The 16,648-nt window shown below is 35.5% G+C and carries 16 protein-coding genes; 15 read left to right on the top strand and 1 reads right to left on the bottom strand.

What is annotated here, in order from left to right; translation table 11 throughout:
• The first annotated feature begins 27 nt into the window (after window positions 1-27).
• A complete protein-coding gene (locus G9F74_RS03520; protein WP_000232581.1) occupies window positions 28-816 on the top strand; it encodes a hypothetical protein in 789 nt (262 codons plus the stop codon).
• Between the two features lie 4 nt (window positions 817-820).
• Here the strand turns inward: G9F74_RS03520 and mprF are convergent, their stop codons facing one another.
• Window positions 821-3,400, bottom strand: coding sequence for a bifunctional lysylphosphatidylglycerol flippase/synthetase MprF (gene mprF / locus G9F74_RS03515; protein ID WP_000010883.1), 2,580 nt, complete (start codon window positions 3,398-3,400; stop codon window positions 821-823).
• Window positions 3,401-3,585: 185 nt separating this feature from the next.
• Here mprF and G9F74_RS03510 point away from each other — a divergent pair, with 185 nt between their 5' ends.
• The 14 genes from G9F74_RS03510 to G9F74_RS03445 all read left to right on the top strand — a co-directional run bounded on the left by G9F74_RS03510 (window position 3,586) and on the right by G9F74_RS03445 (window position 16,635).
• Complete coding sequence (locus tag G9F74_RS03510; RefSeq protein WP_000583780.1) at window positions 3,586-3,975, top strand: hypothetical protein; 390 nt, start codon at window positions 3,586-3,588, stop codon at window positions 3,973-3,975.
• Between the two features lie 22 nt (window positions 3,976-3,997).
• Window positions 3,998-4,489: a YpuI family protein gene (locus G9F74_RS03505; RefSeq protein WP_000067559.1), complete on the top strand. Its 492-nt coding sequence runs from the start codon at window positions 3,998-4,000 to the stop codon at window positions 4,487-4,489.
• A 105-nt stretch (window positions 4,490-4,594) separates the two neighbouring features.
• Entirely contained in the window at window positions 4,595-5,506 is a 912-nt protein-coding gene (locus G9F74_RS03500) for a superoxide dismutase (protein ID WP_000082676.1), read from the top strand.
• Window positions 5,507-5,618: 112 nt separating this feature from the next.
• Window positions 5,619-6,743 carry a D-alanyl-D-alanine carboxypeptidase DacB gene (gene dacB, locus G9F74_RS03495; RefSeq protein ID WP_001252633.1) on the top strand — a complete coding sequence of 375 codons (1,125 nt, stop codon included), beginning with the start codon at window positions 5,619-5,621 and terminating at the stop codon, window positions 6,741-6,743.
• A complete protein-coding gene (gene spmA, locus G9F74_RS03490; protein WP_000247802.1) occupies window positions 6,736-7,332 on the top strand; it encodes a spore maturation protein SpmA in 597 nt (198 codons plus the stop codon). The genes dacB and spmA overlap by 8 nt, the downstream gene beginning before the upstream one ends.
• Window positions 7,329-7,859: a spore maturation protein SpmB gene (gene spmB, locus G9F74_RS03485; protein WP_000029515.1), complete on the top strand. Its 531-nt coding sequence runs from the start codon at window positions 7,329-7,331 to the stop codon at window positions 7,857-7,859. The genes spmA and spmB overlap by 4 nt, the downstream gene beginning before the upstream one ends.
• A gap of 289 nt (window positions 7,860-8,148) precedes the next feature.
• Window positions 8,149-8,877: a 23S rRNA pseudouridine(2605) synthase RluB gene (gene rluB / locus G9F74_RS03480; RefSeq protein WP_000440550.1), complete on the top strand. Its 729-nt coding sequence runs from the start codon at window positions 8,149-8,151 to the stop codon at window positions 8,875-8,877.
• A 106-nt stretch (window positions 8,878-8,983) separates the two neighbouring features.
• Complete coding sequence (resA, locus tag G9F74_RS03475) at window positions 8,984-9,505, top strand: thiol-disulfide oxidoreductase ResA (RefSeq protein WP_000742208.1); 522 nt, start codon at window positions 8,984-8,986, stop codon at window positions 9,503-9,505.
• 121 nt (window positions 9,506-9,626) lie between these two features.
• Window positions 9,627-11,252, top strand: a complete 1,626-nt coding sequence (gene resB, locus G9F74_RS03470) for a cytochrome c biogenesis protein ResB (protein WP_000910514.1) — start codon at window positions 9,627-9,629, stop codon at window positions 11,250-11,252.
• A gap of 14 nt (window positions 11,253-11,266) precedes the next feature.
• Window positions 11,267-12,424 carry a cytochrome c biogenesis protein ResC gene (gene resC, locus G9F74_RS03465; protein WP_000250098.1) on the top strand — a complete coding sequence of 386 codons (1,158 nt, stop codon included), beginning with the start codon at window positions 11,267-11,269 and terminating at the stop codon, window positions 12,422-12,424.
• 303 nt (window positions 12,425-12,727) lie between these two features.
• A complete protein-coding gene (gene resD / locus G9F74_RS03460; protein WP_000426665.1) occupies window positions 12,728-13,444 on the top strand; it encodes a DNA-binding response regulator ResD in 717 nt (238 codons plus the stop codon).
• Window positions 13,444-15,219, top strand: a complete 1,776-nt coding sequence (resE, locus tag G9F74_RS03455) for a sensor histidine kinase ResE (protein ID WP_000964658.1) — start codon at window positions 13,444-13,446, stop codon at window positions 15,217-15,219. The genes resD and resE overlap by 1 nt, the downstream gene beginning before the upstream one ends.
• A 136-nt stretch (window positions 15,220-15,355) precedes the next feature.
• Entirely contained in the window at window positions 15,356-15,937 is a 582-nt protein-coding gene (locus G9F74_RS03450; protein ID WP_000781257.1) for a cob(I)yrinic acid a,c-diamide adenosyltransferase, read from the top strand.
• An 83-nt stretch (window positions 15,938-16,020) separates the two neighbouring features.
• Entirely contained in the window at window positions 16,021-16,635 is a 615-nt protein-coding gene (locus G9F74_RS03445; RefSeq protein WP_000866135.1) for a peptidoglycan DD-metalloendopeptidase family protein, read from the top strand.
• Window positions 16,636-16,648 lie beyond the last annotated feature (13 nt).

Here is a 16,648-nt window from a genome sequence, read left to right as displayed (position 1 = left end):
AGTTTTGTATAAACAGAGACAATAAAAATGGTAGGTGATTTTTTGAAAAATCTTGTCATTGGACTTGTAGCTTTGGTACTTATTGTGGCGGGAGGATTTTACATAAAAAAATATCAGGAAACCGTAGAGACGGTAGGAGATGTTCAAGAAGTAAAATGGGATGTATCAAATGGAAAAGGAAATGATAAAGTAGATATTTTGTTTCAATTACTAAATAAAAAGAATAATGAGGTTCGTGGTGTAAATGATCAAATTCGGGCAGTTATTGTAGATGAACAGTTAAAACATATACAACAGATTAAACCTACATTTGCAGGGAATGGATCATATAAGTTATCTTCCAAAATAGCGAAAGATGAAGCGTATACAATATTTTTATATGAAAACAAAAATAAGTCAGTAGAATCATTCGCGAAGACAGATTTTGGGAGAGAAAAAGAAGAAAAAAATAAGAAGAAGGTGAACCTGCCAGTCGATAGTGTACTTACAAAAAAAATTGGAGAGCATGAAGTTTCTCTTTTATTCGGTGCATTACATCCGAATGAGCCGGTGACGTTAACATTTCAGTTTCAAGCAAAAAAGGGTGAAAAATTGAAATTACATTCAGAGAGAGGAGAAGAGGAAACTCTTTATATCGTAGATGAAACGAGGGAAAACTTTTTATACGCTATGCCTGTTGATACGGATGAGCAATTACAGTATCGTATTACATTTCCTGCCCAAGGCACGTATAAACTGTGGGGAACTTTTTATATAAATGGTAAGAAATATGAGAAGGATTTTATCGTACAAGTTCAAAAAAGAAAAAACAGCTAAATTTTTAGCTGTTTTTTCTTTTTCCTATTAGTTTTGTTACAGAGAGCATCGTAATTGGTAAAGAATGATTCTTCCTAAATGCTAAATATTTACCGCTCCATGCTGGTTTGTATTTCTCTTTAAAATGTCGTAATCCGCTGAAACTATACGTATAACGAACGTTATTAAAGATTGCAGCAGCAACTCTTTCAGACCAAAATGATTGTGTTGATAACCCAACATTGGAAAGTGGCGCCATACCAATATTAAAGGAGTGATATTCATTTTCTTTTGCCCATTGGAATAAGTGGATGAAAATTGCGTCCATAATTCCACTAGGTGCATCTGGATAATAGCGCATTAAATCAACAGACAATGATCCGTTTTGATATACGGGCATAAAGGTTGTGAATGCGATAATCTTTCCATCCGCATCAGATAATGTAGCGATAGGAGCACGGCTAATATATTCACGATCGAAGTATCCGAGTGAAAAACCTTTCTCTTTTTTTCCACCGAGCCATGCATCAGAAACTTTCCGTAACTCTTCGAATAATTCGTCTGAGAATGGCGGCTGATGAATAGAGAATGTATAGCCTTCTCTTTCAAAACGATTGAAAGTCGCTCGCATACCAGCGCGTTTCTTTCCTGTTATTGTAAATGTATTTAAATCAACGACAGCTTCTTCACCAAGTTTAAAGAAGTTATAACCAAAATCATGATATAAACTCATCCATTTACTTTCGATTTGATAAAATACACAAATGTATCCGAATCGATCAGCTTCAGCTAAAAACTCTTGCAACACATTACGATAGGAGGAAGGGTTGCCAATTGGATCACCTAATACAACAAGACGTTTTCCAGTTATGGAGAAGAGAAGGAGCGCCTTCCCATCACTGCTAAAGAAGAATTGTTTATCTCCTAAATAACCTAAATGACTAAGTACATTTCCACCGTGTTCATCTAAGAAGTTTTGTAACCTTTTATCATTTGCTGGTTGCCCGGGAAATTCATTTCGATAACGATTGGCAATGAGTGAGCCAATTAGTAAAAAAGTAGGAACGAAAAAGGCAGCTGCTAATGCACTTCGTTTCACTTGGGTAATATTACGAACGACGAAATCAGGTTTAAAAGCTTCTTTTGCACCTGCAAATAAAATACCTAAGTTTTTATATAAATATAACGTTACAAGTAAGAATATAAAAACTTTTACGATATCAGAAAGTGAGACTTCCATTTTCTCGCGTACGAATCTTTTACGAAGCATATATAATACAGCGAGTACGATTAACAAAATAAATGTTTCTTCAATATCAATTCCTTTTAGCGTATTAAAGATAGCGGCTCCAATTAAAGAAATAATTGTCATATAATAAGAACGTTTTGTTCCGTAATATATTCCCCTTGAAAGGATTAGAAGGAGAATACCGAATGTTAGCGATAAGCTAAAAGAAAACTGAATCAGATGCTTTGGAGCTAAAATATGTAAGGCGTGTGCCCGGTTTATACTTGTTGGTAAAATAGTCGATAAAATAACCATTAAGCCAGCAAATACTGTTAAAGCAGCAGATGCCCATGAACCTAATTTCCCTAGAAAGTCACGCTGCAAAGTCCATATAACGCCAGTGGTTTCTAATGCAGGCGCAATAAAAGGTTTATCTTCAAACTTTTTAATGGCCACTCCTGTCATTTCGAAAGCCGCAAAAATGAGACCAAGGCAGAATGGTAAAATGTAATAGACGAGGCGATATAGTAACATAGCAGGCAGTAAAACACCTGTATCAATGCCGTATTGTCCTAGTCCAGTTAAGAAGACAAGGTCAAATGAACCAAGCCCACCAGGGACAAGACTAACGACGCCAGCTAAGGCAGCAATTACATATACACCTAAAAACTTTTGAAAGTCAACTTCAATTCCAAACAGTATTAAAATGACGTACATAACGATACCAGCAGATACCCATTCGACTAATGAAACTAATGAGTATAAAACAGTTGGATTTTTCTCTTCCTCTTCTTGTCCTTCGGTTTGCGTTGTTTTTCTATTTTTAAGTTTAGAAAAGCCGATGTATATAGGGACGAAAAGGGCAAAGAAGATAAGGACAGGCCATAACCACGGTTTTTCATGCAAAATAAATCTTGTGTCTAATATTCCGATAAGACCGAGGAATGAAAGTATGGCTAATCCGTTAATAAAGGCAGTCGTCATCCAGGCAATACTTTTAATAAGTTTTCCATTTTCTTTTATGTATGGACGATAAAGCATTGTTCGTACACCAGCTCCAACGAGGCCACCAAATCCAATAAAACCATTTAAAGTATTCGCAATCCATGAGATACGGAAAATCTTTTGGACAGGTATATCAGCTTTTAAGTAACGAAGCATAACATAATCATAAAAGAACATCGTTGATACAGCGAATGCACCAAGTGTAATTGCTAAAAAGACTCCTCCAGTTGGAATGTTTTTAATTGTATCAATCGCTTCTAAAAAAGAAATGCCCGCTAATTCTTTTTTTGCTTGAAAGAATACAACTGTTAATACAACAAATGGGAAGATAATTTTCCCGATTTGTAAGAAACGTTTCCATGAAAACGACATAAATACAACTCTCCTTGTATAAGAAAACTGAGACAATAATATTATTATGACAAACTTCAAGAAAAATAAAAAGGTAAATTCCTGTATAGGTAAGCTATTTTTTATATAGGTATATTTAAAAGAATATTTCGTTTATCAGAAAGTTAAGTTAAAATGGATTGAAAGAAGGAAGAGAGGGGAAGTATATGATTATAATAGGTTATGCGGGGCATGAGTTAGAGAAAGCAAAACCTAATACATCAGAAGATTTTTTTAACAGATCTGAAGTGACATATATATTAAATGATAAAGAGAAAACTTTTTCAGTTTTATACGTTCGCTATTTTGAAGAAGTTATACAAGAAATTACTCCTTTTGAAGGAAATCCAGTGTGTAAAGTAGAAGAACAAGACATATATTTACGGGATATTGTAGCGATATGTTGTTTAGTGAAAGATAAGGAGCTCCGTGCGCAAAAACGTTTATATTTAAATAATATAGAAGAATTTCAACAATATTTTGATGAGAGAACAGTGTTGAAAGTACAAGAAATATTGGCTGAATTACATAAAAATAAAAGAATAGAAATAGCGTGAAATGGAAAGGGAGAGGGAAGAAATGTCTAATTTGATGGTTGAAAATCAAACAGAACAAGTTTCTATATTTTTAGAAGATGCGATTACTTTGATAACCAATTATGTAAATTATCATACGTTGCCTTTTTTATTAGAAGAGACACCAGCTGGGAACGAGCAATATTATAAAGGGTTATTAGCATCAATGAGACGTCTTCTCGTTTTTTGCGAAGAAGGACATGATGCATGTTTTGTTTTGCTGAATAGCCAGCCATTTCGAAAAACAGCAGCTGAAAAAATTTTATATAAGATATATCATCAAGTAATTGCAGAGTTTTTTTCCCCGAAGAGTGATCATTGGTATGAAAATAGTCGATCTGCATATACAGGAAAAAATTCTATCGTTTTTCAACAAACACCACCTTCATCTATAGAGAAAGTGATGAAGAATTTAGAAGGTAAATTTCAATTGATGCGTGAAGAACTAGAATATTATGAGACAGATTACCAAACGAAGATGTTACACAAATACTAATTAAGGAAAAGAAGCTAAGGAGACTTAGCTTCTTTTCCTTTTGTACAGTTATATAAGGGATTTTCATTGAATATATTTAAGTGGATAGCAATAAGGAGGTGTAACATGAGTCAGCAAGGTGTATTTACAGATTACTTTCATGAAGTAGAAAGTTGGTGTGAAAGTGTTCTTCACGTATTAGATAGCCGCGCAATGGAAGTGTATGATGTCCATATGCTTGCTTATAAAATTCAGACATTATTAGAGCGTATGAAAGAGCATGAGTACGAAACGGATGCGGAGTTTATGTATGAAATAAGCGATGATGTAGAACATATTCAACATCATCTGCAGGAAGTATTTATGCAAGAAGAGGAATATGAACTATATGAAAGAGGGGATAGTGAACGAGCTGTTCCAATTGGAGGGCATACACTCCCGCCATTACCTTATCCATATAACGCGTTAGAGCCGTATATTTCTAGAGAAATTATGATGTTACACCATGATAAACATCATCGTAGTTATGTAGAAGGGTTAAATAAAGCAGAGAAGATGATGGAGGAAGCGAGAAAAACCAATCAATTTGATTTAATTAAGCATTGGGAACGAGAAGCGGCTTTTCATGGATCAGGACATTATTTACACACGATATTTTGGAATAACATGAAAAAAGATGGTGGTGGAAGTCCAAGAGGGGCTTTTTCACAACAAATTGAACAAGATTTTGGGAGCTTTTTACGTTTTCAAAAACATTTTACGGAAGCAGCCTCTAAAGTAGAAGGTTCGGGCTGGGCGATTCTCGTTTGGGTCCCCCGATCTGGAAGGTTAGAAATTTTGCAGAGTACACTTCATCAATTGTTTACACAATGGGATACGATACCGCTCCTTGTACTAGATGTATGGGAACATGCGTATTATTTACAATACCAAAATCGAAAAGATGAATATATTAAAAACTGGTGGAATGTTGTGAATTGGCCTGATGTAGAAAAAAGATTTGAAACTGCGAAACAAATTGAATGGACACCATATTAGACGCAAATTCTTTGCGTCTTTTTTAATGGGAGCAGAAGGAAGATTTCGTTCATATTTTAAAAGGCCAAGCATACACTTGTACAAAAAGTGCCAAAAGGACGTGGGGGGAAATATGAGACGAATTTGTGTAATCATTACGCTTCTTATTATGTACGCAAGCGTTATGCCGATTCCTACATATGCAAAGATGAACAGTAATGTTAGCGCTCGAAATGCTGTATTAATGGAGCAAAGTTCTGGTCGTGTATTATACGGAAAAGCAGAACATGAGCCACAAAAAATTGCTAGTATAACAAAAATTATGACAGCCTTGTTAGCTGCTGAATCAGGAAAAATGAAAGAAATGGTATCAGTTAGTAATGAAGCAGTCAGGGTGGAAGGATCGGCGATTTATTTAAAACCTGGACAGAAAGTGAAGCTAGAGGATTTAGTATACGGACTTATGCTTAGATCAGGTAATGACGCAGCGCAAGTAATTGCTGAAAATGTAGGAGGGAGTATAGAGGGGTTCGTATATTTAATGAATGAAAAGGCGAAACAAATTGGAATGAAAGATACTCACTTCTCAAATCCTCATGGTTTGGATGGAGATGGCTCTCATTATTCTTCGGCTTATGATATGGCACTGTTAACGAAATATGCAATGGGGAACGAGACCTTTAAGAAAATTTTTGGCACAAAAACGTATAAATCAAATTCATGGGATTATCCGTGGAAAAATAAACATAAGCTTGTGACATCCTATTATGAATTTGCAACAGGTGGGAAAACAGGTTTTACGAAAAAAGCAGGACGAACGCTTGTTACAACGGCATCAAAAGATGGACTAGATTTAATTGTCGTAACTTTGAGTGCTTCTAGTGATTGGGATGATCATATGAATCTATTTGACAAAGGGTTTGAACGTTTTAAGCAAACAAAAGTTTTAGGACAAGGAGCGCTTGCTGAAATAAATGAAAAGAAATATGCCAATCATGTTTATACGAAAAATAGTTTTTCGGTACCGTTAACTGAAGAAGAAAAAAAGAACGTAGTATTAAAAGTTGAACTCGATAAAAGTGCAAAACTTACGGATGGAGTAAAGGTTGGGAAGACGGACATTTATGTTGGTAATGAAAAAGTCGGAGAACGGAATTTATTTTATAGTAAACGGAAGTTAGTAGCTGCAACGGGTATGTACTGGAACAATGTGAAAGAAATTTTTTCTTACATGATAGGTGTTGGGAACGATGGTTAATCTCGTCTGGGCAGCGATGGCGGTCATAGGGATTGTGTATGCCATGATAAACGGAACGATGGAAGAAGTAACGAAAGCTGTATTTGACGGGTCAAAAGATGCGGTAACGATTTGCATAGGACTTATTAGCGTTTTAGTATTTTGGCTTGGCTTAATGAAAATTGCAGAGGAAGCAGGGTTGTTAAAAAAGTTAGTTACACTTTTTATGCCGATAGTAAAAAGGTTGTTTCCAGAAATACCGAAGGATCATCCGTCAATGGGATTTATTCTATCGAATATGATGGCGAACTTTTTTGGACTAGGTAATGCAGCAACCCCTCTTGGTATTAAAGCGATGGAACAACTGAAAGAATTAAATGGAGGAAAGGATTCGGCCAGTCGCTCTATGGTGACGTTTCTAGCATTAAATACATCAGCTATTACTTTAATTCCTACTACCGTCATTTCGATTCGAATGACTTATGAATCAGCAAATCCTACTGAAATTGTTGGGGTAACATTCATTGCACAAGTGCTCTCTATGATTGGGGCAATTTGGATTGACCGCTATTTTTACCGAAGAAGGAGTAGAAAGGGGCGGAAAAAATGAGTATTGTAAATACAATTTCATTATGGGTAATCCCTTGTGTAATTGGTTTTATCCTTTTATATGGCACGATAAAGAAAGTCCCAACGTATGAATCGTTCGTTGAGGGAGGAAAAGAAGGGATTCAAATTGCAGTTTCCATTTTACCGTTTATGGTTGGAATGCTTGTATCCATTTCTATTTTTCGGGCATCAGGTGCTTTAGATGCGATGATATCTGTAATGAAGCCGATGTTAGATTTAATTCATGTCCCAGCAGAAATCGTTCCACTTGCGCTTATACGTCCAATTTCGGGTTCTGCTGGTTTAAGTATTACGACTGATTTAATTGCAACATATGGACCAGATTCGTTTATTGGGAGATTAGCTTCTACGATGCAAGGGAGTACAGATACGACTTTTTATATTTTAACAGTATACTTCGGAGCTGTTGGGATTAGAAAAATGGGGGATGCATTAAAAGTAGGACTTTTTGCAGATTTAATCGGGATTATTTGCTCAATTGTGTTTGTTTCTTTATTGTTTCAGTAATACTATTCATTTTTTAGGCTATTTCGCTTATAATACGTATACGACCACTATTAAGGTGTAGCTTAATAGTGGTTTTTTTATGCAGTATTTTTGACAAAATGATGAACTTTTATTGTGAGAAATATGAAAAATATGGACAATAATAAAGGATAAAAACATGATTTGCCCTTTATATGTTTAATATCATCGCTATGTTGTTTAAGTGAGACGAGGCGAACAGTCGTAAAACGTATGCGGTTGCCAAGTCTTTCTAATGTAAGGTAAGATAAATTCGAGGTGAAAAAAAGAAATGGAACGATTACAAAAAGTGATTGCACAAGCAGGTATTGCATCGAGAAGAAAGGCTGAGGAATTAATTCAGCAAGGAAAAGTGAAAGTTAATGGAAAAATAGTGAAGGAGTTAGGAACAAAAGTAACTCCTCAAGATAAAGTAGAAGTAAATAACATCCCTCTTGAAAAAGAAGAACCTGTTTATTTTTTACTATATAAACCAACTGGCGTAATTTCAAGTGTATCAGATGATAAAGGAAGAAATGTTGTAACAGACTTTTTCCCTGAAATTACACAACGTTTATTCCCAATCGGACGCTTAGATTATGATACGTCTGGCGTATTATTAATGACAAACGATGGGGACTTCGCTAATGTATTAATGCACCCGAGATATAAAGTTGAAAAAACATATGTTGCAAAAATAAAAGGGCCATTAACAGGTGAGAAAATTCGCATGTTAGAACGAGGTGTTACATTAGAAGACGGAAAGACAGCACCAGCAAATGTGAAAATTATTTCTTGGGACAAGCGTAAAGAGATGGCGATTGTACAATTAACAATTCACGAAGGCCGTAACCGTCAAGTACGTCGTATGTTTGAAGCGTTAGACTGTAAAGTAGTGAAATTAAAACGTGAACGTTATGCCTTTTTAGAAGTGGGTAGTTTGCGACCTGGTGATGCAAGAGAATTGACACCACATGAGGTAAAACAATTACGCGCGCTTGCTTCTACAAAGCCAAGATAAGCTATAGAGTTAAAATTTCACCAGTGGAGTGCTCTGCTGGTGATTTATTCAATATAACATTTACAGAAAAGAATACATACCATTTACCGAGGAGAGGGGAGACAAGATGAAGAAAAATCGCTTATTATTTCGTGTTATCATCCTGCTCATTTTAAGCGGTGCTGTAGGATTTACCCTTTATCAAGGGTTTTTCACTGATAAAGAGAAAATGCAAATTGGGAAAGAAGCACCTAATTTTGTTGTGACGGATTTGGAAGGAAAGAAAATTGAATTAAAGGACTTAAAGGGTAAAGGTGTATTTTTAAACTTTTGGGGAACTTGGTGTAAACCTTGTGAAAAAGAAATGCCTTATATGAATGAATTATATCCAAAGTATAAAGAAAAAGGCGTTGAAATTATTGCGTTAGATGCAGATGAAACAGATATTGCTGTTAAGAACTTTGTGAAACAATATGATTTGAAATTCCCAGTTGCCATTGATAAAGGAACAAAAATCATAGGCACATATGGAGTAGGTCCATTACCGACAAGCTTTTTGATTGATAAAGATGGAAAAGTAGTGGAGCAAATTATAGGTGAACAAACGAAAGAACAGTTAGAAGGCTATTTGAAGAAAATTACTCCGTAATAAAGAAAGCCTTTACATAAGAGGTGCATGTCTATAGCGCCTCTGATTTAAAAATTCTGAGTATTGCGGTAACTTGAGGTTAGAATATACAATAGTACATATAGATACAGGGGCGGTGAGAGTGTTGAAAGAAATTAAATGTGAGTGTGGACATGTTAATCCGATAGGAACCATTTTTTGTGAAGCTTGTGGGAAACCATTTGAAAGCAATGAAAATGTAAAACTATTGGATATGCGCTATGAGGGGAGTGCGCGGAGATCTCTCACGCAAACAAAAACGATAGTCGATAAAATTTGGAGCTTTTTCTCTTCTGTAAAAGTAGGTGTATGGCTAATCGTAATAACTTTAGCTGCATCAGCGATAGGAACAATTTTTCCACAAGAAATGTACATAACGCCAGGAATTGCACCAGCTGAATATTATAAACAGGAATACGGATTTTTAGGGCAATTATACTATCAATTAGGATTTAATAATTTATACGGTTCATGGTGGTACATGATTTTAATTGCTTCTATTGGTACTTCACTTGTGATATGTAGTTTAGACCGTGTTATTCCCCTTTATAAAGCTTTAAAAAAACAAGGGGTAAAAAGACATCCTAGCTTTTTAAAGAGACAAAGATTATACGGGACTGGTACTCCGCAAGATGGTGACTTGGAAAGAGTGCAAAAGAATTTAAAGAAAAGAAACTATAACGTGAAAGTGGAAGACGGAAACGTTTTAGCGGAAAAGGGACGTTTCTCACGTTGGGGTCCATATGTAAATCATATCGGCCTTATTATCTTTTTATTCGGTGCGATGCTTCGTTTTTTACCGAGTATGTACGTAGACGAAGCTCTTTGGTTACGTGATGGTGAAACGAAAGAAGTACCAGGGACGGATGGTCAATACTATTTAAAAAATGAGAAGTTTATAAAAGAAGTTTATGATAAAAGTAAAGATAAGGAAGTTTTTGATGAAGCGATAGACCGTGTTGGGGATAAAATGATTGCGAAAAACTTCCAAACGAATGCAGTATTATATAAAGCGGTAGGCGAAAATATAGCAGGGCAAAAACCGAAATTAGAAAAAGTAAAAGAAGCGGAAATTCGCGTGAATGAGCCATTGAAATTTGATCAATTTGCAGTGTATCAAGTGGATTATAAAGAAAGTGAATTTAAAAGTATGTCCTTCCACTTGCAAAACAAAGAAAATAATCAAAAGTGGGGACCAATTAAAGTAGATTTAGCGAATCCTACAGAAAAATACGATTTAGGAAATGGTTATTCTTTAGAACTATTAAGCTATTTTCCAGATTTTTATTTTGATGAGAATGGAAAACCGAATACAAAAACAAAATTACCAAACAACCCTGCATTCGTATTTAAAATGTTTACGCCTGAGACGCCAGATGGTGAAGTGAGTTTCGTTGGTATTCAGCAAAATATAGAAGCAGATGGAAACAACAAATATAAAATGTCATTTGCAGGTGTTGAAATGCAAAATGCGACAGCTCTAACGGTTAGGAAAGATTTAACGCTTTGGATTCTTGGTATTGGAGGATTTATATTTATGGTTGGTGTCATTCAAGGTATGTATTGGAATCATCGCCGTATTTGGATACAACGTGTTAATGATGAATGGTGGATTGCAGGACATACGAATAAAAATTGGTTCGGTTTAAAGAAAGATATTGAAAGAATACTAGAAGGTACAGCAATTCCACAGCCAAATGATAAAGTAATTGATAAAAAAATTAGTTAAGGTGGGGAAACGATATGGTGCAAATAAGTAGTAACTTTCTCTTTACCGCATTTATTTTATATTTAATAGCAACTCTATTTTTTGGGGGAGCAATTAAAGAAAAGGGTCATAAATGGGCAAATGTAGGAATAACGATTACAATTTTAGGATTTATAGCACAAACAGTATATTTTGTTACAAGGTGGATTGCATCAGGTCATGCGCCAGTTAGTAACTTTTTCGAATTCGGTACGTTTTTCGGTATGATGCTTGTCGGAGCATTTATTGTAATGTATTTTATGTACCGCGTAAGTATAATGGGACTATTTGCATTACCAGTTGCTCTTTTATTAATTGCCTATGCAAGTATGTTCCCGAGGGAAATATCCCCGCTTATCCCATCTTTAAAAAGTAACTGGTTACACATTCACGTGACGACTGCAGCAGCAGGACAAGCAATTTTAGCAATTAGTTTTATTACGGGCGTTATGTATTTATTGAAAAATGTAGATCAATCAACGAGAAGTAAACGTACATTTTGGTTAGAAACGGTAGTGTTCACACTTGTTTGTACAGTTGGATTTATTGCGGTAACGACAGTATTCTCCAGTATGAAATATGAAGCTAAGTTTCAATGGATTGATAAAAATGAACAACAAGTCGAGATGAAGTATAATCTCCCAGCTTTAGTTGGACCACATGAAGGGAAGTTACTGACAGAAAATAAATTAGAACCGACAGTCGAAGTTCCAGCGATTGTAAATGCGAAAAAATTAAATACTGTTATTTGGTCAGTAATAGTTGGAACACTACTTTATGTTGTATTAAGACTTGTTTTACGCAAACGAGTATCAGCGGCACTTCAGCCACTAGTAAAGAATACGAATAGTGATTTACTGGATGAAATCGGATATCGATCTATTGCAATTGGATTCCCAGTTTTCACATTAGGTGCGCTAATTTTTGCGATGATTTGGGCTCAAATAGCATGGACGCGTTTTTGGGGGTGGGATCCGAAAGAGGTTTGGGCACTTATAACGTGGCTCTTTTATGCGGCAGTATTACATTTACGATTATCTAAAGGATGGCATGGGGAAAAATCAGCGTGGCTTGCAGTAATTGGTTTTGCGATCATTATGTTTAACTTTATTGTAGTGAACTTAATCATTGCGGGTTTACATTCATATGCATAGAGAAATAAAATAGGAGAGTGTATGTCACTTTCCTATTTTATTTTTGTCAAATTTTCTTCTTTTTTGAGAAAAACATGACAAAGTAGCGGTTGATTTTGTAAAATGATGTCGAGGACATAATATACTGTTCAAATAAAATACATAGTTTTGGAAAAAAATTGAACAAACTTTATTATTCTTGTGAAGCATAATAGTGGGAAGTGAAACATTTAGAGGAGTGCTTAAATAACCGAGAATAGCGCAATATAATAGTGTAGAAGGGTAGGTGTGAACCGCTGATGTGAAAATATGCAGCGGGTAGAAATGGAAAATGAATTTAGAATTTTAATTGTAGACGATGAGGATCGCATTCGTCGTTTATTGAAAATGTACTTAGAAAGAGAGCAATACACAATTGAGGAAGCAGATAATGGTGATACAGCTTTAGAAATGGCGTTGCAAAATGATTATGATTTAATCTTATTGGATCTTATGATGCCTGGTAAAGATGGTATCGAAGTGTGCAAAGGGGTTCGTGAGAAAAAAGCGACACCAATTATTATGTTGACGGCAAAAGGTGAAGAAGTAAATCGGGTACAAGGATTTGAAGTTGGAACGGATGATTATATTGTAAAACCATTTAGCCCACGTGAAGTAGTGCTTCGTGTGAAAGCGGTGTTACGTCGTGCTGTACCAACAACATTCTTTACACAAGATACAACGACGAAAGATGTTACTGTGTTCCCGCACTTAACAATTGATAACGATGCACATCGTGTTACTGCAGATGGTAATGAAGTGAACTTAACGCCGAAAGAATATGAATTACTATTATTCTTAGCGAAAGCTCCTGATAAGGTATTCGATCGAGAGCAATTGTTGAAAGAAGTATGGCAATATGAATTCTTCGGAGATTTACGTACAGTGGATACGCATGTAAAGCGTTTACGTGAGAAATTAAGTAAAAAATCACCAGATGCTGCGAAGATGATTGTTACCGTTTGGGGCGTGGGTTACAAGTTTGAGGTTGTGAACGACTGATGCTTTGGAGAAGTGTAGTAGGGAAGTTATGGATGACCATATTACTTCTCGTTTCGTTTGTTCTTGGATTTGTTGCGATTTTACTTTCACAGTTTTTTAGAACGTATTATGTTGATATGAGTGAAGCTAGGCTTCAGAAAGTTGCAACAAGTGTTTCAGAGTTAATTGAAGAAGGTGCCGATGTAAAAACGATTGAGAATATCGCGTATAAATTCTCTGACCCACTTTCAAGAATCATTATTGTAGAAGATGGTAAGGAGATTTCATCTTCTCCGAAACAAGAAGGATTAGTTACGCTAACAATAGATGATTTAAAAGAAGATAAAGAATTAGCTGCTGTTTTTAAAGATAAAAAAGAAATTAAAAACAACATAAGAAAAGCTTCTAATAGTAGGAAGAATAAAAATACTGAAAATGATATTATGATTGTCGGAAAACCGGTGCAATCAAAAAATCAAAGTGCAGTGTTCGTATATGAATCTTTACAAGTACCAATACAAGGTATGGAGAGAACGACTGATTTTATTTTCTTATCGGCTGGGATTGCGATTATATTAACAACCTTCTTTGCGTTCTTCTTATCTACTCGAATTACCGCACCGCTTCGTAAAATGCGTGAGGTTGCTTTTGAGGTGGCACGTGGGAAGTTTGATGCAAAGGCCCCTATGGTATCTCAGGATGAAATTGGTGAGCTTGCAACGGCCTTAAATCAAATGGGTAAACAGTTGAAGTTTAATATGAATGCTTTGCAGCAAGAAAAAGAACAGTTAGCTAGTATTTTGAGTAGTATGGCAGATGGAGTTATTACGTTAAATCAAGAAGGTGAAGTCGTAGTTATTAATCCACCGGCTGAAAATTTCTTACAAGTTTGGCAAGAAGAAAAAGAGATAGAGCTAAGTAAAAAACTACCTTCTGAACTTGTGGAACTATTCCATCGCGTTGTAGAAAGTGAGCAACAACAAGTTGTTGAAATTAATTTGCAAAAAGGTAACTACGTAGTGCTTATGACGCCGCTTTACAATCAAACGAAAATTCGTGGGGCTGTAGCAGTGTTGCGTGATATGACGGAAGAACGCCGTCTTGAGAAGATGCGTCAAGACTTTATTGCCAATGTATCACATGAACTTCGTACACCAATGGTCATGCTTCAAGGGTATAGTGAAGCGATTTTAGATGATATTGTGCAAACGAAAGAGGAAATTAATGAGTTTGTTCAAATCATTTATGATGAATCCGTTCGTTTAGGTAAACTTGTAAATGAATTATTAGATTTAGCTCGTATGGAAAGTGGCCACGTAGAGTTACATATTGGTGAAGTAGATATTCATCCATTTGTCGAAAAGATTGGCCGTAAATTCCAAGGGATTGCAAAGGATAAAGAAGTTGAACTAACAGTAGATTTCCAAAGTCCAATTGAACAATATCCGTTTGATGCAGACCGTATGGAACAGGTGTTGACGAATTTAATTGATAATGCAATTCGTCATACGAATGCAGGTGGACATGTTGCACTTGTAATTCATACGGAAAATAATGGTCTTACTTTCGAAGTGCAAGATTCAGGTGCTGGTATTCCAGAAGAAGATATTCCATTCTTGTTTGATCGTTTTTACAAAGCTGATAAAGCAAGAACACGCGGGAAAAAGGGTGGAACAGGACTCGGGCTTGCGATTGCTAAAAATATTGTTCAAGGCCATGATGGGAAAATTTCTGTCTCAAGTGTTGTTGGAGAAGGAACTACATTCTCTGTATATTTGCCGAATCGTATAATTTAGATATATGTTTTTAAAGTTAATAATAAATAAAGTTCTACTGTTTTTTATTTTTTTGTAAAATCAATTAAATAAATTATAGTAGAACTTTTTTCTATCTTAGTCGAATTAAGAATATCGAGAGAGGTGCTGTGAAGAAATGAAATTATATACGAAAACAGGAGATAAAGGGAAAACAAGTGTAATAGGTGGCAGGGTGGATAAAGATAATATTCGTGTAGAAGCATATGGCACGATAGATGAGGCGAATTCTCATATTGGATATGCGATGACTAAGCTACAAGGCGGGGCATTTGGAGATGTTTACAATGACCTTGAAAATATTCAACATGAACTATTTGATTGCGGGGGAGATTTGGCGATAGTGGAGGAGAAAATCCCTTATAAAGTAACGATCGAAATGGTCGAAAGCTTGGAAAGAAGGATTGATTTGTATATAGAAGAAGCGCCACCATTAGAACGCTTTATTTTACCAGGTGGTAGCGAGGCATCGGCTACCATTCATATTGCACGTACTGTTGTAAGAAGAGCAGAGCGCTCTATCGTGTCGTTGAAAAAAGAAGTGGAAATAAATGAAGTTGTTCTAAAGTATGTAAATAGATTATCTGATTATTTGTTTGCAGTAGCTAGAGTAATAAATACTCGATTACAAGTAAAAGATGTGGAGTATAACCGTAGCGCATTAGTTTTTCGTGATAAGAAAGAGAAGGAAGTGGAGTAATTCACTTTCTTTTTTGTATACTTTTTTCTGTAATATACCAAAATAGAGAAGGTATGGTGGTAATTAGAAAACGGAGGATGTATATGAAAGTGTTAAAATGTAGCGTCATGTTATTGACTGTACTGTTTTTATCTCAATTACATGTTTACGCAGAAGAAAATCGATGGACATGGCCTGTGGAAGGACAGATAAGTGATTATTTTGGGACAAGGCATGGAAAACACTACGGTATTGATATAGCTGCACCGATCGGAGTACCTGTGGCAGCTATTCAAGATGGTAAGGTGACAAAGTCTTATTATTCAAATAGTTATGGGAACGTTGTATTTATTAAACATGGAGAATATGAGGCTGTGTATGCACATTTAAATAAGAGACACGTAGTTCAAGGGGATTATATTTCAAAAGGAGAAATAATTGGAGAAGTAGGAAACACAGGAGAATCACGAGGTGCACATTTACATTTAGAACTTCATCAAGGAAGATGGACGATGGCGAAAAAGAATGCGATGAATCCATTACTTGTTTTAAATGAACAAAGAAATGAAGTTGTTTCTTCCTCATTATATGTTGTACAAAAAGGGGATACTTTAGTTAATATTGCAAGGAAATTTAGTATGACACTTAAGGAAATAAAAGCAAAAAATGGATTGCAGCAAGAGCGAATTTATCCAAATCAACAATTATACGTAAAGTAAAGAAGAGCTAGTT

It is taken from the genome of Bacillus sp. EKM202B (assembly GCF_011066025.1).
Lineage (GTDB): Bacteria > Bacillota > Bacilli > Bacillales > Bacillaceae_G > Bacillus_A > Bacillus_A toyonensis.
Note: the sequence above shows the minus strand (reverse complement) of the source record. Positions and strands in the feature narration are given on the sequence as shown.